Consider the following 21,703-nt stretch of genomic DNA (forward strand, 5'->3'; position numbering starts at 1 on the left):
TTAAAGGTTTCAGCGCTTGGTGAACGCGGGTCTGAATCAGCCTTTCGAGAAGTGGAAAGCGAGGTGAACAGGCAGTGAACTCGGTGCGGTCTCAGCGCACCGATTCACGCACGACGAGCCGTACCGGCAGTGCGATGTGCTCTTGAGAGCCGGGCGACAGCGCCAGACGAACCGCGTCTCGGCCCAGTTGATCTCTGTCGAATGCGATCGTGGTCAGCCCGGGCGCCAGCAGATCAGAAGAAGGCAGATCGTCGTGGCCGACGACGCTCAGGTCGTGCCCGAGCTCCAGGTCAGCCCCGCGAGCGGCATGATAGACGCCTGCAGCCAGGTGGTCGCTGTTCAGGAGGAATGCCGGCGCCTCGCGGCGGTCACGATCGGCAAGATCTGCTGCGACGGCCCTCTGCACCGCTTCGACCGTCAGCTTTGTGCGCAGAGTGCGCGGCGTGACGCCGAGACGGGCACACTGCTCGACGAAGGCGATCTCCCGCGTCAGATCGGCTGCGAGATGCCGTGGCGCAGCCACGAAGGTGATCGTGCGGTGCCCCCGCGCGGCGAGGTGCTCGACCGCGAGTCGAACGGCCTCCTGATGATCCGGGTTGATCGTCGACAGGGATGTCGTCCTCGGCATCGACATGTTCAGCGCGACAAGCGGAATGTGAGCATGCTGACGTTGCCAGGCGGTGAGCTCGTCACCTGTGCCGACGGGCGCGATCACGATCGCACGTACGCCGTCGTCGACCAGCGAGTCGAGCAGACGCTGCTGATCCTCGAGGTCGTATCGTGAGTTGCGAATCGTCAGGGCGAGGCCCTGCACGCGGGCCTCGTCTTCCATCGCGCTCAGCACGTCGGCGAAGAGCGGGTTGCGGAGGTTGCGAATGATCACGCCGATCGTTGAATAGCGGCCGGTTCGCAGAGCACGAGCCAGTCGATTCGCCCGGTAGCCGAGCTGGTCGGCGATCTGCAGAATTCGAGCCTCAGTCGTTGCTGAGACGCGCCCGGTGCCGTTGAGCGCATAGCTGACCAACGCCACAGAGACCCCGGCGGCCGCAGCGACGTCTCGAAGCGTAGCCGGGCTTGCTCGTCTGTCTGCCGGGGGAGGGGGCACGGGCCGATCGGCGTCAGGGGCTTCGTCAGTCGGCTGAGACATGGGCACCTTCGAAAGCCAGTGAAAAGAGATGATCAAGAGTGCGAGACGGCGCTGCATGTGACCGCTCGATTCATTCTAGGCGCTCGTCGAGGTGCCCTGAAGCGGTGAACCCGCAGACAAGCGTGCAGACGAGCCTGAGGGGGCAGGTGTCGCGGACTTGGGGCGGATGACAGCGGGGTACCTTCTTTGACAGGTCTTTCTCAGTAACTGAAAAGACCGCGCACCGGCAAGCGCCAAGCAGCACTCAGCTTCGCGGTCTGTACTGACAGTACGAACGAGGAGGCACTTCATGTACGACGACGACGACACCCAGGCGGTGCCCCGCCAGCAGCAGGTGCACGGCGGGCAGAACGACCAGAACGCGCACGGACAGAAGACGAACGCCGATGATCGGTATGTGCCGAACTGGGCGTTCACGACAGACACTGCATATGCCGCGCAGCAGCAGCCCGACGGCCCGGTCGCGTCGCCGCGCGGCGGCTCCGCCGTCTGGCGCAAAGCCCTCGCTCTCGGCGGCGCAATGGCCATCGGCGCGGGACTGACGCTCGGCATCACCACGCTCTCCGGCGGTTTTCACTCCGCCCAGACCGGCTCTGGAAGCAGCCAGGCTCTGCCTGCGTTCGGCAACGGCTACGGCGTCAACGGCTCGGGCCAGTCCAACAGCGGCGACAGCACGATCGACGACTCGGGGCGGTCAGGCACCTCAAACGCGGGCGCGACCGCAGCATCCGCCGATCAGCAGCGTGGCGCCGTGATCATCGAGACAGTGCTCGACTACGGCAGCGGCGAAGCGGCCGGCAGCGGATTCGTACTCACGAGCGACGGCCTCATCGCGACGAACCACCACGTCGTCGAGGGCGCGACGCAGATCAAGGTGACGGTTGCGTCGACGGGCGCGAGCTACAGTGCGAAGGTGCTCGGCAGCGACTCGACGAAGGATGTCGCACTGCTGCAGCTGCAGGATGCATCCGGCCTCGAGGTCGCGCCGGTCGACGACGACGGTGTGAACGCCGGTGACACACTCACGGCGATCGGCAATGCGCAGGGTCGTGGATCATTGGTGGCTGCCGCGGGGCAAGTCACCGCGACGAACAAGTCGATCACCACGCAGGGCGCAGCGGCGCGCTCGGGGAGTGGCTCAGGCACCGAAACGGGTGCCGGCACGACCGGCGAGAGCCTGAGCGGGCTCATCGAGTTCGGCGCCGACGTCGTGTCGGGCGACTCGGGCGGGCCGGTGCTCGACGCAGAGGGCGAGGTCGCTGCGATGACGGTGGCTGCGAGCACCGGCGGAACGGTGGTCGGGTATGCGATTCCGATTCAGACCGTGACGAGTGTGGTGCAGCAGATCGAGAACAAGGATGCGTCAGGCAGCGTGCGCATCGGTGGCGCCCCGTTCTTGGGCGTCTCGATGCAGAGCTCGAGCAGCTCGACGGGTTCGTCGTCGAATCGCGGCTCTCGCAGCGGCTCATCTGCTCAGACCAGTGGCGCGTCTGTCGCCGGGGTCGTCAATGACACTCCGGCGGCAACGGCAGGCATCAGCGCCGGCTCCACGATCACCGCAATCGACGGGCAGACGGTGAGCAGCGCCGACGACCTGAGCACGATCATCGCGAAGCATGCCGTCGGCGATCAGGTCTCTGTCACCTGGGTCGATGCACAGGGCACCACGCACACTCAGACCGTGACGCTGGCAGAGGGCCCCGTTCAGTAGTCTGCGCCGCTCGACATGGGGCCGTGCCCAGAGCACGGCCCCATGCTCACTGCAGCATCTCGACCGCAAGCCTGCGAGCACTGCGCAGCCGTTCGAGCACGGCGGCCTCACTTACCGTCAGATCCTGCGTCAGCGGCTCGGGGCCGGCCACGAGCGAGATCTTGATCACCGCGGTCACGACAGCGAACAGCAGACGCGCTCGCTGCTGCACCGTGGCATCCGTCGTCGATGCGCCAAGTTCACGCCCGACGCGTTCAGCGATCGCCCCGTTCAGCCGACTCTGCAGTCGCTCGACGCGACTCGCCATCTCAGTCAGCAGATGGGGGTGCTGATGCAGAATCCGGTGCCGCTGAGCCTGCAGCGACGATCGCCGCAGCGGGCTGTTCTCGGCTGACGCGATCACCTGCAACAGCGCGTCGATGATGTCGTCGCCTGGGTCGTCAACGAATTCCTGCAGCCGGTCTGCGTCTACGCTCGCCGGAATGTACCCGAGAATCGCAGCATCCTTCGTGCCGAAGTAGTTGTAGAACGTGCGCGGCGAGATCTCGGCCTGATCGCAGATCATCTCGACCGAGACCTCGTCGTACCCCAGACGGTCGACGAGATCGACCGTCACCTGCTCGACGTGCTCACGGGTCTGGCGCAGCTTGCGCTGGCGCAGTCCCTCATGAGCGCATGAGGCTGGTGCCTCCTCGGGCTGATCAGCCATCGTCACGAACCTGCGAGTGATCGTGCGTCGGGGCGGCGGATGCCGCATGTGCGCCGTGCTGACGAGGCTCGCCTGGTCGGCGCGTGGCCTCGACGTCGGCAGGCATGACGCCAGAGTCGTCGATGGCCGTCTTGCCCGACTGGTCGACCGAGGTGGCGAGCGGATGCTCCTGCACGAAGAGCAGCAGCACGAAGGCGATCAGCAGCAGCGGCATCAGCCACATGAAGATCGGGGTGAGCGCGTCGTTGTACGAGTTCACGATGACATCGCGAATCGGTGCGGGCAGATCTCTGACCACGGCCGGGGTGAGCGAGTCGATGCCGGTTGCCGCACCACCTGCTGCGCCGGTCTGCGGCATGCGGTCGGTCAGCAGACGAGTCAGGCTCGAAGTGAACACGCTGCCCACGATGGCCGACCCGAGCGTGGCGCCGATCTCGCGAAAGAAGTTGTTCGCACCGGTCGCAGTGCCGACCTGCGTGATGGGGAACTCGTTCTGCACGACCAACACCAGAATCTGCATGCCGAGACCGATGCCGGCGCCCAGCAGAAAGATGTACGAGCACAGCACCCACAGCGAAGTGTCGGCGTGCAGCGTCGAGAGCAGCACCAGCGAGGCTGCGACGAGCAGCATGCTGGCCAGTGGCATCCACTTGTAGTGCGAGGTGCGGCTGGCGAGCTGGCCAGAGGCGATGGCTGTGAGCATCAGCCCGATCACCATGGGCACCATGAGCAGGCCTGACTCGGTCGCGCCGGTGTCGTGCACGATCTGCAGATAGGTCGGCATGTAGCCGAGCGTTCCGAACATCGCGATGCCGACGGCGAGGCCGGCGGCGGTGGTCAGGTTGAAGTTGCGGTTGCGGAACAGCGCGAGCGGCAGCAGCGGGTCGGCTGCTTTGGCCTCAGCCCACAGAAACAGTCCGGCGAAGACGACTGTGGCGACGATCAGCCCGATGATCTGGGGAGAGTCCCACTCATAGGTGTTGCCTCCCCATGAGGTGAACAGCACCAGGCACGATACCCAGATTGCGAGCAGCACGGTGCCGAGCACGTCGAGACGCACTTTGCTGGCCGTACGTTTCGGCAGATGGAGCAGTACGGTGAGGGCGACGATGGCGATGACGGCAAGAGGAATGTTCATCCAGAAGGCCCAGCGCCAGCCGATGGAATCGGTGAACCAGCCGCCGAGCAGCGGGCCGGCGACCGATGAGAGGCCGAACACGGCACCCATCGGGCCCATGTACTTGCCGCGATCCTTCGGCGGCACGATATCGGCGATGATCGCCTGCGAGAGAATCATCAGGCCGCCGCCGCCGAGACCCTGAATGCCTCGGGCGATGATCAGCCAGGTCATGTCCTGTGCCAGACCGCCGACGATCGAGCCGATCAGAAAAGCGGCCACCGCGCCGATCGTGATCGCTTTGCGGCCGTAGAGGTCGCCGAGTTTGCCGTAGACCGGCATCATCACGGTCGCGCAGAGGATGTAGGCGGTTGCGACCCAGAGCATGTGCTCGACGCCGTTGAGCTCGCCGACGATCGTCGGCAGTGCTGTCGAGAAGATCATCTGGTCGAGCGAGCTCAGCAGCATCACGACGATCAGTGCGACGAAGATCAGATTGATCTGTCGTTTCGGGAGCACGCCAGAGGTGTGCTCTTGGGTGAGTTCGGGCATAGCGGAGCCTTCTTCGTAGGGGTGAGTGTTGTACCGACGGCCGGCGTGATCACGGCAGCGTCGCGCGCATCAATGCAGTAACTGTAAACTTGCAGACTCTGCAAAGTCAAAACAGACGGCCGTCGGCGTGTCGGCGGTCGTCTCGAGGGCCGACGAGGGTGAGCACAAGATGCTCTGGCCTGTCACAACATGACGACGGACGGCATGCTGGAAGAGATGAGGCTGGTCACGGCTGCCACAACAATGTGCGCAGGTGTGAGAGGGGAACCCTACACTGGAAAGGGTGCCGCCAACCACTCCAACTCGGCAGCACCGAGACGGTCGCAGCTGTGGCCGTACGACGAGGGGAGCACGGTGAGCAGCATCCTGAACGCGCAGACCAGACAGCAGGCAATCGAGACCGTCAGCGACTCGACTCTGGACGTGCTCGTGATCGGGGGAGGCGTCACCGGAGCAGGCATCGCACTGGATGCTGCGACGCGTGGGCTGAAAGTCGGCATCGTCGAGGCGGACGACTGGGCATCGGGCACGTCGAGCTGGTCGAGCAAACTGCTGCACGGCGGGCTTCGCTATCTTGAGATGCTCGACTTCGCGCTGGTGCACGAGGCGATTCTCGAACGAAATCTGCTGCTGCGTGTCATCGCTCCGCATCTGTCGGTGCCGGTGCCGTTCATCTATCCACTGCACAAAGCCGTCACCGAGCGTGCCTACGTAGGCAGCGGCATCACCCTCTACGACAGCATGGCCTGGCTGGGCGGCACTCCGGCCGTGCCTGGCCACAGACATCTCACGAGGCGCGGTCTGCACGATCTGTTTCCCGGACTGGACGAGACCCAACTCGCCGGCGGCATCCGCTACTATGACGCCCGCATCGACGACGCCAGACTGGTCTCGACGCTGGTGCGCACCGCTGCGCACTTCGGGGCGCGGGCCATTAACCGGGCCCAGGTCACCGCACTGACCACTGACGAGTTCGATCGCGTGCGTGGCGCCGAAGTGCTCGATCGTGAGAGCGGTCAGACCTTCAGCGTGCGTGCGAAGAACGTGATCAACGCCACCGGAGTCTGGACCGAGCAGACCGAGGCGTTGAGCGGCACCAGCGGCGGGCTCAAAGTGCTCGCGTCGAAGGGCGTGCACATCGTCGTGCCGCGCGAACGCATTCCCGGGCACGCCGGCATCATCTCGCAGACTGAGAAGAGCGTGCTCTTCGTGATTCCGTGGAAAGACCGCTGGATCATCGGCACGACCGACACCCCGTACACCGGTGACTATGCGAGTCCGGTCGCCACCGAAGACGACATCGCCTATCTGATCGGTCATGTCAACGAGCTGCTCGTCGATCCGATCTCCCGTGAGGATGTCGTGGGCACGTATGCCGGTCTGCGACCGCTGCTGCAGCCCGGCACCAAAGCCGGAACTGCGTCGACCAAGGTCTCGCGCGAGCATACGGTGGCCTCGCCGGCGCCCGGACTCACCGTGATCGCGGGTGGCAAGCTGACCACCTATCGGGTGATGGCCGAAGACGCGGTGAACTTCGCACTCGGGCCGAGCAAGGCGCGCAAGAAGCCGTCAAGAACGAAGCAGACGCCACTGCTCGGCGCTCGCGGACTCGATGCGATCACCGCGAAGCGGGCCGAGATCTCGCGCATTCACGGCTGGCCCATGTGGCGGGTCAACCGGCTGATCAACCGGTACGGCACGCTGCTCTACGACGTGCTCGAGCTCATCGGTGTCGAACCCGAGCTCTCGGACGAGCTTGAGGGTGCTCCCGGGTACCTGCAGGCAGAGGTCGTCTATGCGGTGACGAACGAAGGGGCGCTGCACCTTGACGATGTGATGGAACGCCGCACCCGCCTCAGCATCGAGTACCCCGATCGCGGTGCTGCTGCGGTCGGTCAGGTCTCCCGGCTGATGGCCGCGCAGCTCGGCTGGAGCGAGAAGCAGCGTCTGCGCGAGGTCTCTGGCTACCTTGAGGCCACCGCCCACACCGGTATCGGCGAAGACGAAGACTTCTCTGCATCTGAGGCAGACGTTCCATCCTCTGGCCCGGCACAGGAAACAGACGCAGTGAGGCACGACTCTGCAGGTGAGGCCGTTGCCAAAGGCCCACGACGATCTGCGAGGCCCGAGTGACCGGCAATGCACAGCAGTATCTGCTGGCGATCGATCAGGGCACTACGAGCACCCGAGCGATCGCCTTCGACGCGGCCGGACATACGCTGGCCGTCGCGCAGCGCGAGCATGATCAGGTCTTTCCCGAACCAGGCTGGGTGCAGCAGGATGCCAGGCAGATCTGGCACAACACGTGCACGGTGGTCGGCGAGGTCGTCGAGGCGATGAGCGGTCGCCCTCCTGCGGCGATCGGCATCACGAATCAGCGTGAGACGACGTTGGTCTGGAACCCGGAGACCGGCGAACCGCTGCACGATGCGATCGTGTGGCAGGACACTCGCTCGCAGCCGCTGGTCGATCGCATCATCGACCGAATCGGCGTCGACGGGCTGCGCGAGATCACCGGGCTGCCGGTGCATCCGTACTTCTCAGCGACCAAACTGCTGTGGCTCTTCCAACACGTCAGAGGGCTGCGCGAAGCCGCCGAGGCCGGTCATGCACTCTTCGGCACGATGGACACTTGGGTGCTCTGGAACCTCACCGGTGGAGCGCACGGCGAGAGCACGGTGCATGCCACTGATGTGACGAATGCTTCGCGGACGCTGCTCTTCGATGCGCTCGACCTCGACTGGAGCGACGATGCGCTCGCCGGCTTTGACGTGCCTCGGCGCATGCTGCCCGAGGTGCACCCCTCGTCGCATGTCTTCGGCAGCGTCGACGCCGCCGCGGCCGGGCTGCCGCCTGCACTCGACGGGGTGCCGATCGCAGGCATCCTCGGCGACCAGCAGGCAGCGGCCTTCGGGCAGACGGCGACCCGCCCGGGAGACGCGAAGAACACGTACGGCACCGGCAGCTTTCTGCTGGTCAACACGGGTGACGAACCGGTGATCGACTCGGCTGCCGGTCTGCTCACCACCATCGCCTACCAGCTCGACGGGCAGGCGCCCAGCTATGCACTTGAGGGATCGATCGCGGTGACCGGCTCACTGGTGCAGTGGCTGCGCGACAACCTTGACTTCTTCGACGACGCCGCCGACATCGAGGCGCTCGCGAAAGAGGTCGACGACAACGGCGGGGTGGTGATCGTGCCGGCGTTCAGCGGGCTGTTCGCTCCGTACTGGAGGCCCGACGCGCGCGGCGTGATCGTCGGGCTGACACGCTATGTCACCAAGGCGCACATCGCGCGTGCCGCACTCGAAGCGATCGCGCATCAGAGCGCCGACGTGGTCGAGGCATCGGGGCGTGAGATCAGCGAGCTGCGCGTTGACGGAGGAGCAAGCACGAACGACCTGCTCATGCAGATGCAGGCCGATCTGCTCGGTGTGCCTGTGCAGAGGCTCACGACCTTCGAGACGACGGCGCTCGGCGCGGCTTATGCCGCAGGCCTCGCTGTGGGGATGTGGCATGACCTTGACGAGCTGCGTGAGCTGACCGAGCTCGGTCGCCGTTTCGAGCCGCAGCCTGATGAAGAGATCCGAACTCGTATGCGTGCGCAGTGGGCCGACGCGCTGCCTCGCAGCTACGGCCTCGCCTGATGCGTTGCCCGGCAGCCCGCACCCGCACCCGCACCCGCACCCGCACCCGCACCCGCACCCGCACCGACTACAGCTTGCGCAGCAGTACCCGATTCACCGTGTGATCGGCCGCCTTCTCGAGAATCAGGTCGGCGCGAGACCTCGTGCGCGCGATGTTCTGCCGCAGATTCGGCAGGTTCACCGTGCGCCAGATGCGGTCGGCGACCTCGGTCGCCTCGTCAGGGCTGAGCCCGGCATACTTCTTGAAATAGGCGTCGGGGCTGTCAAAGGCGTTCGCCTGCAGCTTGAGAAACCGGTCGATGTACCACCGCTCGATGTCGTTGGTGCGCGCATCGACGTAGACGCCGAAGTCGAGGTAGTCGCTCACTGCGGCCTGCGCGCTGTCGCTCGGCGTCTGCAGCACGTTCAACCCCTCGAAAACGAGCACCTGGGGGCGGCGCACGACGATCTCTTCGCCGGGCACGATGTCGTACTTCACATGTGAGTACTGCGGCGCACGCACCTCGGGGGCACCGCTCTTCACCTGGCTGAGAAAGCGCAGCAGCGCACGGCGGTCGTACGATTCGGGAAAGCCCTTGCGTGCGAGCAGCCCACGGCGTTCGAGCTCGGCGTTGGGCATCAGGAATCCGTCGGTGGTGACCAGATCGACGCTGTCGATCTCGCCCCAACGTGACAGCAGCTCGCGCAGCAGGCGGGCCACCGTCGACTTGCCGACGGCGACTGAGCCGGCGACGCCGATGACGAAGGGCGTTCCGCTGCCACGGGTGCGCAGAAAGTTCTGCAGTCGGTTATTGAGCCCCTGCCGGTTCACCACGAAGTTCTTCAGCAACAGGCTCACCGGCAGGTAGACCTCGGCGACCTCACGCAGATCGAGCGGATCGCCCAGCCCGCGCAGCGCCTGTACCTCGCTTGCTGTCAGCGGGTTCGACACTTTCGGAGCGAGTTCTGACCACGAGTGGCGTGGAATCTGCCAGAACGGCGAAGGCCGCTCTTCGGTGGCAGCGGCAGGCGAGACACGCTCTTCGACGGCCGCAGCCGTCTTGGCGTCATTGGCTGGCATGACCTCCATCATGCCTCACCTGCGAGCGTTCCCGCACATCTCAGCATTCTTCGACCGCAGCCTCCGCTGCCAGGCGCGATCGCATCCCCACCGCCACCGCGGCAGGGTGGGGCCGACATCAGACTGCGCAGATGCCTCTCGGCCATGCCGTAAGATTTGCACCATGTGCGGAATCATCGGCTATGTCGGCCCCGGAAACACCCTTGACGTTCTGCTCAACGGCCTGCGCCGGCTCGAGTATCGCGGCTACGACTCGGCAGGCGTCGCGATCGTCGCCGAAGACGGCACGCTCGGTGTGCGCAAGCGCGCCGGCAAGCTGCAGAATCTGGTCGACTCGATCGAGGATGCTCCGCTGGAGGCTGGCAGCACCGGCATCGGTCACACTCGGTGGGCGACCCACGGCGGCCCCACAGACGTGAACGCACACCCGCACCTGGGTGACGACGGCCGCCTCGCCGTGATTCACAACGGCATCATCGAGAACTTTGCGCAGCTCAAGCAGGAGCTCGTCGACGAGGGGTACGAGTTCATCTCAGAGACCGACACCGAGGTCGCAGCCGTGCTGCTCGGCCGCGAGTACCGTCGCACGGGCGATCTGTACCAGGCATTTCTCGCCACAGTGCAGCGTCTCGAAGGCGCCTTCACACTGCTCGCCGTGCACCAAGACCAGCCGGGCACCGTGATCGGCGCCCGTCGAAATTCGCCGCTGGTGATCGGCCGCGGCACCGGCGAGAACTTCCTCGCCTCAGACGTCGCCGCGTTCGTCGAGTTCACGACACACGCCTATGCGATCGGCCAGGATCAGATCGCGATCATCACCGCCGACTCGATCGACGTGACCGACTTCGAGGGCAACTCAGTCGAGCCCGAACCCTTCGAGGTCGAGTGGGATGCCACGGCAGCCGAGAAGGGCGGCTGGAAGAGCTTCATGGCGAAAGAGATCTCCGAGCAGCCCGAGGCCGTCGCCAACACGCTGCTCGGCCGCATCGCCGACGGGCACGTGGTCGTCGACCAGCTGGGTGGGGTGGATGCCGACCTGCTGAGACACATCGACCGCATCATCATCGTGGCCTGCGGCACTGCGTCGTACGCCGGCCAGACCGCGGCCTATGCTCTGCAGCAGTGGACCCGCGTGCCGGTCAGCGTCGAACTCTCGCATGAGTTCCGCTACCGCGACCCGATTCTCGACGACCGTGTGCTGGTCATCTCGATCTCGCAGTCGGGCGAGACTATGGACACACTGATGGCCATTCGCTGGGCCAGCGAGCAGGGGGCCAAGACGCTCTCGATCTGCAACACCCAGGGGGCGACGATTCCACGTGAGTCTGACGGCGTCATCTACACCTATGCCGGCCCCGAGGTCGCCGTCGCCTCGACCAAGGCGTTCGTGGCTCAGATCGCGGCGCTCTATGTCTTCGGGCTGCACCTGGCTGCGGTGCGCGGCACGCTGACCGGCGATGATGTCGCCGAGATCACCGAGCAGCTCGCACAGCTGCAGCCGGCGATCGCCGAGGCGGTTGAGGCCAGCAAGGTCATTCCGAACCTGGCCCACTGGATGGCAGACACCCGTGCGGTGCTCTTCTTGGGCCGCCATGTGGACTACCCGGTTGCGCTCGAAGGCGCGCTCAAGCTCAAGGAACTCGCCTACATTCACGCCGAGGGGTTCGCCGCGGGTGAGCTCAAGCACGGGCCGATCGCGCTGGTCGAGCCCGGCCTGCCGGTGTTCGTCGTGGTGCCGAGCCCGCGCGAGTCGCCTGTGCTGCACGCCAAGGTCATCTCGAACATTCAGGAGATCCGCGCTCGCGGCGCTCGCGTGTTGGCGATCGCCGAGAAGGGCGACACAGCGGTGCTGCCCTTTGCCGACGAGGTCATCGCACTGCCGCTGGTGCCCGCGCTAATGCAGCCCTTTGTGGCAGTGGTGCCGTTGCAGGTGTTCGCCATGGAGCTCGCCGAGGCAAAGGGGCTCGACGTCGACCAGCCGCGCAACCTCGCGAAGTCGGTCACGGTCGAGTAACGGCTGCAGGCATACGCCATGATCGCAGGCATCGGCATCGACACGGTCAACCTCGATCGGTTTGCCGAGCATCTGCAGCGCACCCCAAGGCTGCGTGAGCGTCTGTTCTCGCCTCTCGAGCTTCGGAGTTCAGGCGAGCCTCTTGGCACAGGTGAGCCTCTTGGTTCAGGCGAGCCTCGTGGTGCAGACGGCCAGAGCGGCGACCGAGATCAAGAGACGACGGATGCTGGAACGGTCGGGCTGCATCCTCCGCAGGTGAAGAGGGGCCTGCGTCCCGAGCAGCTGGCGGCTCGCTTTGCCGCGAAAGAGGCCCTGATCAAAGCGCTGGGCGGCGGTGTGCGAGGTTTTCGTTTCGCAGACATCTCAGTGCTGAATGATGCCCATGGTGCCCCTCGGTTCGAGCTGACGGGGGCGATCGCCTCGCATGTGCAAAGCCGGGGGCTGCACCTGCACGTGTCGCTGACGCACGACGCACCGGTGGCCCAGGCGTTCGTGGTCGCTGAGACGCTGGGCTGAGGCGTCGGGGAGCCATTGGGCTAACCCCGCCGAGAGTCGGCCGCTGCGGGGCGAAGGATGTCGTCGCAGACGGAGAGAAAATGTCTTCACCAGTCCACGGCAGTGCGACAATAGAGTTCATGACTTCTCTGCAAGAGGTGCGCGTCGATCGCGCAGCCTACCGGCATAACCTCGAGACCATTCTGCAGCGGGTGCAGCCCGCGAAAGTGCTCGCCGTGCTCAAGGCCAACGCATACGGACACGGCGCCGTCGAACTCGCCAAGGTCGCTGACCAGACAGACGTCTCGTATCTGGGCGTGGTCTCGCTCGAAGAGGCGCTGCGACTCCGCAAAGCAGGCATCGGCAAACCGATCATCGCCTGGCTGCACCTGCCCGGCACCGACTTCACCGATGCCGCGCGCCACAACATCACACTTGGTCTCTCGACCGCTGATCAGATCGAGGCTGCGGCAGCCGCAGGGGCGCGCACCGTGCATCTCGCCATCGACACAGGCCTGGGCCGAAACGGTGCCACGCGTGCACAGTGGCCGCACTTCTTCGAGACCGCAGCCCGGCTCCAGTCCGCCGGTCAGATCGACGTCGAAGGCATGATGTCGCACCTGTCGAACACCAGCGTCGACGACGACACCGACCAGCTGCGCGTGTTCGACGACGCCCTGCAAACGGCAGCCGAGTACGGCATCCACCCGCGTCTGCGGCACATCGCCGCAACCGGCGTCGCGCTCGACCGCCCCGAGGCCCGCTATGACATGGTTCGCATCGGCATCGGCTCGTACGGGCTGTCGCCCGACGAGCGCACGAGTGCCGACCTCGGGCTCACACCGGTGATGCGCGTCTCGACGCAGGTGGCGCAGATCAAACGTGTGCCCGAGGGAACTCCGGCATCGTACGGATACCTCTACCGGGCCCCGCGCGAGACCACCTTCGCTCTCGTGCCCTTCGGCTATGCAGACGGTCTGCCGCGCCAGGCGTCAGAGGGTGGCGGCGTGCTTGTCGGAGGCAAGATCTATCCCGTGGCCGGACGCATCGCGATGGATCAGTTCGTGATCGACGTGGGCGACGACGACGTGCACATCGGCGACGAAGCGGTCATTCTCGGTGACCCCGAACGCGGCGAGCCCTCGGCGACGCTCTGGGCCGAGTCTGCTGGAACGATCAACTACGAGATCGTGACCCGCATCGGCGATCGTCCGCAGCGTGTGTATGTCGACCAGGACGGTGTGGATCAGAACGACACGGCTCGTGCCAGTGCGGCCGAGGGCGATGCCGAAAGTCGTCTCGGTACCGCAGACCGCAGTCAGGCCCACGGTGTGTGACATCATCGCGACGCTGCACGGCGTCGACGAGCAGCACATCGCAGACCTCGGTCGCCGCATCGGCTCGATCATGCAGCGCGGTGATCTGCTCGTGCTGAACGGCCCGCTCGGCGCAGGCAAGACCACCTTGACCCGTTCGCTCGGCGAAGGCCTCGGCGTGCGCGGTCCGGTGACCAGTCCCACGTTCGTGCTCGCTCGCACGCATCCCTCACAGGTCGGCGGCGCGCCACTCGTACACGTCGACGCCTACCGCCTCACCAGCGGCATCGAGCTGGACGATCTCGACCTCGATCTCGAAGGCTCGGCCACCGTCATCGAGTGGGGGCGAGACTGGGTCGGGCAGCTCGCCGACAGCTGGGTGTCGATCGACTTGATCCCTGAGGAGGACGGACCCGACGACCCCACAGCCGCACCCGGCGACGATGGCGAGGCAGCATCCGCCGAAGCGTCGAACGACGCCGACGATCTCTTTGCCGCACCGCAGACCCGCACCGTGATCATCGCAGCGCGTGGGCCTCGCAGTGCGCACGACCTCGCCGCACGGGTAGAATCGAAGGCCGTATGATCATCCTCGCCCTCGACACCTCTGCCGGCACCAGCATCGCGCTGCTGCGCGACGGCACTCCGATCGCTGTGCGCGACGACCAGAACACCCGCGGGCACGCCGAGGCCGTGGGTGCGCTCGTCACTGAGGCTCTCGACGAGGCAGACGTCGCCGCAGAAGAGATCGACCTCGTAGTGGTGGGCGTCGGCCCGGGCCCCTTCACCGGTCTGCGCGTCGGCATCGCCGCTGGGGTCGGGTTCGCCGCAGGCGTCGGCTGCCCGGTCGTCGGCGTGCCCAGTCATGACGCCGTCGCCGTCGATGCGCTCGCTCCAGCTGAGCCCTGCCCCATCTCGGTGGCTACCGACGCGCGTCGCCATGAGGTCTTCGTGACCGAGTACGACTGCCTTGACCAGCATGGCATTCCGCATGAGACCCGTGCCGCCCGAACCGAGCCCAACACCTGGCCAGAGACCTGCGAACAGGTCGTCATGTCGCCGAACGTGTCGGCTGCCGGCCTCGGCCGTATCGCCTGGCTGCGGCACGAGGCAGGCCTCGACCAGCGCGGCACCGACCCCATCTACGTGCGCCAGCCTGACGTGGGCCGCGCGAAGCCCAAGCAGGTGCTCTGACCGTGGACGAGGTGGCCCGGGTCGAGACCGCCCTGCCCGCAGCGTCTCAGAACGGCGTGACACTGCGCGAGGCGATGACGGCCGATCTCACCTCGATCAGCCGCATCGAGCAGGCGAGCTTTCCCGACGACCCGTGGACTCCGACGATGCTCGCCGAGACAGTCGCGAGCCCGGACAGCCCCGTGTGGGTGGCCGAGCGGCGTGCGGAGTCGCACGAGACCGAGATACTCGGGTTCGCAGCGGTGCTCGCGGCTCGCGGGGCATCAGACGCCGACGTGCTCACCATCGCGGTGGATGCCGCAGCACGCGGGCTGGGAATCGGCCGCCGCCTGCTGACCGCCCTCGCCACCACGGCCAGAGCCAGGGGAGCGCACCAGCTCTTTCTCGAGGTACGCGCAGACAACTCCGTCGCTCGCAGACTCTATGAGAGCGAGGGCTTCGGCGTGATCGGTACGCGTCCGCGCTACTACCAGCCTGATGGTGAGGATGCGACCGTGATGCGGCTCGACCTGCACCGTTGGTCCGCCGCTCGGGCTCTGAGCTCAGCAGATGCGCACGCAGCAGGACCGACTGCCGCACAGCCCACAGATCGCGACGAGGCAGTGAACCAGACCGTCAGCAGACTTGGAGTCTCGAATGACTGAACCCATACTCTCTGCAGCTTCTGCGGGGGCAGCTGTGCCTCCTGCGAAACCTGCAGCAGACGCTCCCATCGTGCTCGGCATCGAGAGCTCATGCGACGAGACCGGCGTGGGAATCGTGCAGGGCACGACCCTGCTGGCCAACACCGTCGCCTCGTCGATGGAGGAGCACGCACGCTTCGGCGGCGTGGTGCCCGAGGTCGCGGCTCGCGCGCACGTGCAGGCCTTCGGCCCGACGCTGCGTCAGGCGCTTGAGACCGCAGGCATCACCATGAACGACGTCGATGCGATCGCCGTCACGAGCGGCCCGGGGCTCGCCGGCGCTCTCATGGTCGGCGTCTCGGCGGCCAAGGGCCTCGCGCTCGGCAGCGGCAAACCGCTCTATGCGGTGAACCACCTCGTCGGCCATGTCGGCGCCGAGATTCTCGACAGCGGTCACCTCGAGACTCCGACGATCGCCCTGCTCGTCTCGGGCGGGCACACGTCGCTGCTGCTCGTGCGCGACCTGGTCGACGACGTCGAGCTGCTCGGCGAGACCATCGACGATGCGGCAGGCGAGGCCTTCGACAAGACCGCACGCCTGCTGGGTCTCGGCTACCCAGGAGGCCCGCGCATCCAGCGAGCGGCCGAGGCGGGCGACCCGAAGGCCATCCGTTTTCCTCGCGGCCTGAGCACGGCGAAAGACCTGCGTCGGCATCCGTACGATTTCTCGTTCTCGGGGCTGAAGACCGCCGTGGCCCGCTGGGTCTCGCAGGCGGAGGCGCAGCAGGTGGGCGGCGAACTCGACGATGCCGCGCGCGCGGCGGCCGAGACCGGACTGCCGGTCGCCGACATCGCGGCGAGCTTTCAGGAGGCTGTCGTCGACGTGCTGGTCACCAAGGCGCTGAAGGCCTGCGCCGACCACGGCGTGCCGCGACTGCTGCTGGGCGGCGGTGTGGTCGCGAACGCCCGTCTGCGTCATGTGGCGACCGAGCGTGCGGCGGATGCCGGCGTGAGTCTGCGTATTCCGGCACTGTCGCTCTGCACAGACAACGGCGCGATGATCGCCTCGCTCGGCGCGCAGCTGGTGATGGCCGGAAAACCGCCGACCGGGTTTGACTTCGGGGCCGATTCGACGTTGCCGGTGACCGACGCCTACGTCGCACCGCGAGGCTAGGCTGGCGTCACCATCACTTGGCACAGATCAGCACCCGCGGCCCATGTGCGCCGCTCAGAATCGCAGCGCGCATAGACTGACCCAGAGAACCGACGAGGCATCGGCCTCGAAAGGATGCACATGAGCGAGAACACCCCGAACAGCTCACCTCGAGACGACGCTGCGGCGGCATCGGGCACGCCTGGCGATCAGGCGCTGTCGCGCCCGCGTCCGGCGCCGCAGTACGGGCAGTACGCGCCCGGCTACGACGCCGAGACACAGCCCGCTGGCAATGATCAGCAGGGGTGGCAGCAGGATCCGCGGCAGCAGCCCGTCGGGCAGCCGCAGTACGGACAGTACGGGCAGTACGGGCAGCCTGGTCAGAGCCAGCCGGGGCAGCAGAACCCGTACGGGCAGCCGGGGCAGTACGGGCAGCAGAACCCGTACGGCACGCCGGTGCCTGCCCAGCGCTTCTCACCCCAAGGCAGCTCGGTGCTGCCGAATGCGAAGACCAACGTGCTCTCGATCATCAGCCTGATCTGCGGCCTGCTCTCTGTCGTCACGTTCTTTCAGCTGATCGGTCTGCCGGGCATCGTCGCGATCATCACCGGGCACATCGGTCTGAGCCAGATCAAGCGGCGCGGCGAACGAGGCCGCGGCATGGGGCTCGCGGGCCTCATCATGGGCTACATCACCGTCGCCGTGGGGCTGCTATTTCTGATTCTGGGCATCATCCTGGTGATCATGCTGATGAACGACCCCTCGTCGCTGAACGGCGTCGTGCCACCGGATCAGCTCAATCAGCTGCGAGACGAGCTCGACAATCTGAATGTGTGACGCCGCACGCAGATTCGGGATCGCCGTGTGTTCACGGAACGTTCACTGCGCGGCTGAACCGCGCTCACTCGGCTAACTTATGCTCTCGGAGCCGGTGCGTGTGTGACGCGCGGCAGAGAGAGCGCAATGACGATCCGCCCACCAGCCGCACCATCGCATCCCGATGCGGGCATCATCGCCCAGCCGACCCACGCGACAGGCGCTCGCCGGCCGAGCCGGGCAGCACGCTCTGTGATCGGGCGTCTGCTCGCCACGCTGGCTGCGGCGGCTTTCATCTCTGGCGGCGCTGCTGCCGGTGTGATCGGCACGACCATCGCCGCGGCGGCTGAGCCTGCGGCAGACGTGCAGGGCGGGCACATCGTCTCGTCGGCGCCGGATCGCACCGGCTACCTCGCCGCGAAGCCGGGCGATTTGGTCGATGTGCGCATCGGCGATGTGCATCCGACGCAGCCGTCGCTGGGCTTCGACGAGGTGTACTACAAGCTCGGCCGCTACACGCAGGGAAAAGACGAAGCGCGTGGCAAGCTCAACAAGAAGTTCGACGACTGGTGCGAGACCAACGGACAGGGCGAGGCCAAAGCGGCACCCGCCGGTGCCCGGCTTGACGACCCGACGAGCTTCACCTGCGAGATCGCACTGGGAGCCGAGACCGAAGACAGCACCGCAGCCATGAAGACCGTCGTGATCGGCCCCGGTGGCAGCCTGTACCTCACCGACGGGCACCACACACTCACCTCGTTCGCAGAGCTGACGGCTGACGGCGGCATGAACATTCACGTCCGACTCAAAGTGCTCGGCAACCTCAGTGACAAGACGCCCGCCGAGTTCTGGAACGTCATGAAGGCCAACAAATGGACGTGGCTGCAGGACGCGAACGGCAGGTCGATCGAGCCGAAGATGCTGCCGACCACGGTCGGGCTGCGCAGCTTCGAGAACGACGAGTACCGCAGCCTGCTCTACTTCGGCCGCGATATCGGCTACACGGCAGGCACGATTCCTTTCCAGGAGTTCTACTGGGGACAATGGCTGCGTGACGGCCAGTTCGGGGTGCGCGGCGAGACAGGCAGCCTCACCGGGTGGGATGCTGACGCCGATACTGCGCTGACGACTGTGAAAGCCATGACTGAACGACAGGTCGCGCTCGCCGACAGCGAATCGATGCCGGGCGGATTCACCGCGAAAGACCTCGGACGACTGAGCCAGTGGAACAACGGCAAGAAAGCTACGAAGGGAGATTTCGGCGATCTGAGTGTGCCCTACGCTGAAGAGAAGCCCGGCAAGATCGCCTACATGCTGCAGCATCGTGCCGCGCTGCGCACGCAGGGAATTGATCCTGATCAGGCCGCGACGCTCGCCGACCAGACCAAGGTAACCGGCAAGCTGACGATCGTGGCGACGCCCAGCCGCGCGGCTTCCGGTGCAGCTGGACATGTGGCGGGTGCCGCAGGTGCGGCTGAGTCGACGACATCGCAGACGGATGCCGTTGCCGGCTTCGCGTCGGGCGCTGCGGTGACGATCACCGGTAGCGGATTCGTCACGAACTCGCCGCTGGCGCTCGAGGTGCACTCCGACCCGACCGTGCTCGGCACGGTGGTCACTGACGATGCGGGCCGTTTCACCGCGCAGGTCACCCTGCCGCAGGGGCTCGCCGCTGGGGAGCATGAGCTGCAGGCGTGGCTGCGCGGCCTCGACTCCACGGCTGCAGACAGCGGTCTGGTCGGCAGCGCGAAGCTCACCGTCTCGGGTAAGAAACCTGATGAGGGTGCCGACGCAGGTACGCTCCTGCCAGATGGCCAAGACACCGCGCCAGACGGTCAAGACCAAGCGAAGACGCCGGCAGCAGGCGCTGACCTGTCGCAGAACCGGCAGCAGTCGCAGACTCAGCAGCAGACAGAGGCGACGACCGACGGCCAGGGCGCGCTCGCAGCGACCGGAGCATCCGCTGCACTTCTGCAGCCGCTCGCGGTCTTCGGTTCGCTGGCTCTGGTCGGCGGAGCAGTCGTGCTCTTCTCTGCTCGTACGCTCAGGCGCGGCGAGCGATGATCGCCCGGTGACGGCCGGCCACTCGTGTGACGAACACGATGGCCTCGCCGGTCGTCCGGCCTGATCGATCCGTCGGCCCCGCCGATGTCGTTGTCGTGCCTGACTCGTCTGCAGCGTCAGCACCGGCAGATCTGTCTGCTGGGCCGCTGTCGGCCTGTTCGTTTGCCGTCATGATCGTGGCGTTGGAGTCACTCTTGCCCAGTGCCTTGCCGAGCTGTCTGTTCCACTGTTTGGCCAGCGCGGCGGGGTCGATATCGGCACCGCGCTTCTTCACCGTCACCCGGGGAACTCCCAGCTCGACGAGTCGGGCCTTCACCTTGCGCTCGTCGAACGGCAGGTCGTCGAGCACCTCGAACCCGCGCATGAACGGACTCTCAACGCGCTCTGAGCCGGTCAGATAGGCGATCGTCTCGTCGATCGTCGAGAGGTTGTGCTGCTGTGCGAGGGTGCCCAATGCACGCGCTCGGATGACCGCTCCGTCGGGCTCGTAGAGCCAGCGCTGCAGTGACCCCACCTGTGGGTCGCTGCCGTCGCTGACGATGCGGTGCCAGCCGGTGTCGTCGTGCAGCAGCGCGCTGCGCGCTCCGGGTTGCTCGGTCAGGGCGCCGAACCAGAGCGACACCTCGACGACATTGCCGTTGTCAGAGACCCACTCGGCCTCGGCGTCGTATGGGATCAGCTCGTGGGGCAGACCCGGCCCGAGTTTGACGCCGGTCGGCCACTGGTGTGCGACCTCGAACACCCAGTCGAGACTGGGGGAGAACTGCTCGGGGTTCCACGTGCGGTGCGATCCGCGCCCGCGCCCTGGGGCACGGTTGTGTGCGTGTTCGTGCGACGTACTGCCAGAGGTCTCTGCGACGCGCCGAGCCGGGTCGAGAAACACTGCGCCAGTGCACTGACCTTGTGTGCGGCTGTGTGCATCGCTGCTGCGTGCATTACTGCTGCCCGAATCGCGTCTCATGTCAGTGCCGCCGTCTGCCTCGCGGCTGCTGCGTGCATTGCTGTCATCTGCTGCGCGGCCGCTGTCAGAGCACCTCTCTGCGCTGTCGTCGCGACCGTCTGACGAGGTCTCATCGAGCGAGTGGTTGTCACTGAGGCCGCCGATCTCTCGTGCGAGATCGACGTCTTCGGCCCGCGCCTGTCGCACCCGCACGTTCGGCCAGGGCGCGAGATTGAAGCCCGCGAAGGCGGCGGTGACCGGGTCGGCGTCGACGGCCAGAACATCCACATCGGCGGCGGCGAAGGCAAGCGAATCAGCGCCGATGCCGCACCCCAGGTCAGCCACTCGGCGGATGCCGGCTCGTGTCAGTCGAGAGGCATGCGCTGCTGCGACGGGCAGCCGCGTAGCCTGCTGCACGCCGTCTTCGGTGAGCAGCATGCGGTCGCTGAACTCGCCGAACTTGGCCCGAGCACGGCGGCGCAGCTTCGCCTGAGTGAGCGCGGCGGCGATCAGCGCCGGAGCGATGCCCTCTTTATGCAGGCGGGTCGAGATGCGCAGCACGTCTTCGGGCGACTCGAGCGGTGGGAGGCTGTCGAGCAGCGCGAGCGCTTCTGGCGTGAGTAGGGTGCGGGCGTCTTCGGGAGTCACGCTGCAATTGTGGCACGAGCCGCTGACACGGGTTCGTGTGACGACGATTAGCACTCGGGTTGCACGAGTGCTAACACGTGGCTACAGTTCTAATTGCACCCATGGAGGGTGCCTCAGTTGTGTTCATTCAGTCCAATGAAATGGATGAAAAGGAAGAGGTCACAAGTGTCGGTTTCCATCAAGCCACTCGAAGATCGCGTTGCTGTCAAGCTGGTCGAGCAGGAGCAGACCACTGCTTCAGGTCTGGTCATCCCCGACACCGCGAAAGAGAAGCCCAGCACGGCTGAGGTCGTCGCTGTGGGTCCCGGCCGCGTTGACGACAAGGGCAATCGCATCCCGGTCGACGTCAAGGTCGGCGACAAGGTGCTCTTCAGCAAGTACGGCGGCACCGAGGTCAAGTTCGGCGGCGAGGACTTCCTCGTGCTGTCGGCTCGCGATCTGCTCGCGATCGTTGACTGAGACTGGTCACTCGAGTCTGAACGGTTGAGACTCTTCGG

At 66.0% G+C, this 21,703-nt stretch carries 18 protein-coding genes; 13 read left to right on the plus strand and 5 right to left on the minus strand.

Going from position 1 to position 21,703, the window contains the following annotated elements:
* Positions 1-91: 91 nt before the first annotated feature.
* Positions 92-1,147 (minus strand): LacI family DNA-binding transcriptional regulator, encoded by a 1,056-nt coding sequence (locus tag F8O08_RS02015; protein WP_158042414.1) that lies wholly within the window; start codon positions 1,145-1,147, stop codon positions 92-94.
* A gap of 289 nt (positions 1,148-1,436) precedes the next feature.
* Here F8O08_RS02015 and F8O08_RS02020 point away from each other — a divergent pair, with 289 nt between their 5' ends.
* A complete protein-coding gene (locus F8O08_RS02020; protein ID WP_158042415.1) occupies positions 1,437-2,858 on the plus strand; it encodes a S1C family serine protease in 1,422 nt (473 codons plus the stop codon).
* Positions 2,859-2,904: 46 nt separating this feature from the next.
* On the opposite strand, the gene F8O08_RS02025 is transcribed toward F8O08_RS02020, so the two are convergent.
* Positions 2,905-3,567 (minus strand): TetR/AcrR family transcriptional regulator, encoded by a 663-nt coding sequence (locus F8O08_RS02025; protein ID WP_192497687.1) that lies wholly within the window; start codon positions 3,565-3,567, stop codon positions 2,905-2,907.
* Positions 3,560-5,236: an MDR family MFS transporter gene (locus tag F8O08_RS02030; protein WP_225733534.1), complete on the minus strand. Its 1,677-nt coding sequence runs from the start codon at positions 5,234-5,236 to the stop codon at positions 3,560-3,562. The genes F8O08_RS02025 and F8O08_RS02030 overlap by 8 nt, the downstream gene beginning before the upstream one ends.
* 354 nt (positions 5,237-5,590) lie before the next feature.
* Here F8O08_RS02030 and F8O08_RS02035 point away from each other — a divergent pair, with 354 nt between their 5' ends.
* Both F8O08_RS02035 and glpK read left to right on the plus strand, forming a co-directional pair.
* Positions 5,591-7,369, plus strand: a complete 1,779-nt coding sequence (locus tag F8O08_RS02035) for a glycerol-3-phosphate dehydrogenase/oxidase (RefSeq protein ID WP_225733535.1) — start codon at positions 5,591-5,593, stop codon at positions 7,367-7,369.
* Positions 7,366-8,883 carry a glycerol kinase GlpK gene (gene glpK, locus F8O08_RS02040; RefSeq protein WP_158042417.1) on the plus strand — a complete coding sequence of 506 codons (1,518 nt, stop codon included), beginning with the start codon at positions 7,366-7,368 and terminating at the stop codon, positions 8,881-8,883. Before F8O08_RS02035 ends, glpK begins: the two co-directional genes overlap by 4 nt.
* A gap of 67 nt (positions 8,884-8,950) precedes the next feature.
* Here the strand turns inward: glpK and coaA are convergent, their stop codons facing one another.
* Positions 8,951-9,943 (minus strand): type I pantothenate kinase, encoded by a 993-nt coding sequence (gene coaA / locus F8O08_RS02045; protein WP_158042418.1) that lies wholly within the window; start codon positions 9,941-9,943, stop codon positions 8,951-8,953.
* A gap of 163 nt (positions 9,944-10,106) precedes the next feature.
* Between coaA and glmS the strand changes: the two genes are divergently transcribed.
* The 9 genes from glmS to F8O08_RS02090 all read left to right on the plus strand — a co-directional run bounded on the left by glmS (position 10,107) and on the right by F8O08_RS02090 (position 19,618).
* The gene (gene glmS / locus F8O08_RS02050; protein ID WP_158038774.1) at positions 10,107-11,957 is read left to right on the plus strand and encodes a glutamine--fructose-6-phosphate transaminase (isomerizing); all 1,851 of its coding nucleotides are present in this window, start codon (positions 10,107-10,109) and stop codon (positions 11,955-11,957) included.
* 18 nt (positions 11,958-11,975) lie between these two features.
* On the plus strand, positions 11,976-12,473 hold the full coding sequence (locus F8O08_RS02055; RefSeq protein ID WP_158042419.1) for a holo-ACP synthase: 498 nt from the start codon (positions 11,976-11,978) through the stop codon (positions 12,471-12,473).
* 119 nt (positions 12,474-12,592) lie between these two features.
* The gene (gene alr, locus F8O08_RS02060) at positions 12,593-13,789 is read left to right on the plus strand and encodes an alanine racemase (protein ID WP_158038772.1); all 1,197 of its coding nucleotides are present in this window, start codon (positions 12,593-12,595) and stop codon (positions 13,787-13,789) included.
* Positions 13,782-14,354 (plus strand): tRNA (adenosine(37)-N6)-threonylcarbamoyltransferase complex ATPase subunit type 1 TsaE, encoded by a 573-nt coding sequence (gene tsaE / locus F8O08_RS02065; RefSeq protein ID WP_225733508.1) that lies wholly within the window; start codon positions 13,782-13,784, stop codon positions 14,352-14,354. Before alr ends, tsaE begins: the two co-directional genes overlap by 8 nt.
* Entirely contained in the window at positions 14,351-14,962 is a 612-nt protein-coding gene (gene tsaB, locus F8O08_RS02070; RefSeq protein ID WP_158030850.1) for a tRNA (adenosine(37)-N6)-threonylcarbamoyltransferase complex dimerization subunit type 1 TsaB, read from the plus strand. Before tsaE ends, tsaB begins: the two co-directional genes overlap by 4 nt.
* Positions 14,963-14,964: 2 nt before the next feature.
* On the plus strand, positions 14,965-15,606 hold the full coding sequence (gene rimI / locus F8O08_RS02075) for a ribosomal protein S18-alanine N-acetyltransferase (protein WP_225733507.1): 642 nt from the start codon (positions 14,965-14,967) through the stop codon (positions 15,604-15,606).
* The gene (gene tsaD / locus F8O08_RS02080; protein ID WP_158042420.1) at positions 15,599-16,759 is read left to right on the plus strand and encodes a tRNA (adenosine(37)-N6)-threonylcarbamoyltransferase complex transferase subunit TsaD; all 1,161 of its coding nucleotides are present in this window, start codon (positions 15,599-15,601) and stop codon (positions 16,757-16,759) included. The genes rimI and tsaD overlap by 8 nt, the downstream gene beginning before the upstream one ends.
* A 120-nt stretch (positions 16,760-16,879) precedes the next feature.
* A complete protein-coding gene (locus tag F8O08_RS02085) occupies positions 16,880-17,575 on the plus strand; it encodes a DUF4190 domain-containing protein (RefSeq protein ID WP_158038769.1) in 696 nt (231 codons plus the stop codon).
* A gap of 126 nt (positions 17,576-17,701) precedes the next feature.
* Complete coding sequence (locus F8O08_RS02090; protein WP_158042421.1) at positions 17,702-19,618, plus strand: ParB/Srx family N-terminal domain-containing protein; 1,917 nt, start codon at positions 17,702-17,704, stop codon at positions 19,616-19,618.
* Here the strand turns inward: F8O08_RS02090 and F8O08_RS02095 are convergent.
* Positions 19,599-21,206 (minus strand): class I SAM-dependent methyltransferase, encoded by a 1,608-nt coding sequence (locus F8O08_RS02095; RefSeq protein WP_158038767.1) that lies wholly within the window; start codon positions 21,204-21,206, stop codon positions 19,599-19,601. The genes F8O08_RS02090 and F8O08_RS02095 overlap by 20 nt on opposite strands.
* 165 nt (positions 21,207-21,371) lie before the next feature.
* Between F8O08_RS02095 and groES the strand changes: the two genes are divergently transcribed.
* The gene (gene groES, locus F8O08_RS02100) at positions 21,372-21,665 is read left to right on the plus strand and encodes a co-chaperone GroES (protein ID WP_158030854.1); all 294 of its coding nucleotides are present in this window, start codon (positions 21,372-21,374) and stop codon (positions 21,663-21,665) included.
* The last annotated feature ends 38 nt before the right edge of the window (positions 21,666-21,703 follow it).

It is taken from the genome of Pseudoclavibacter sp. CFCC 13611, from assembly GCF_008831225.1.
Lineage (GTDB): Bacteria > Actinomycetota > Actinomycetes > Actinomycetales > Microbacteriaceae > Pseudoclavibacter_A.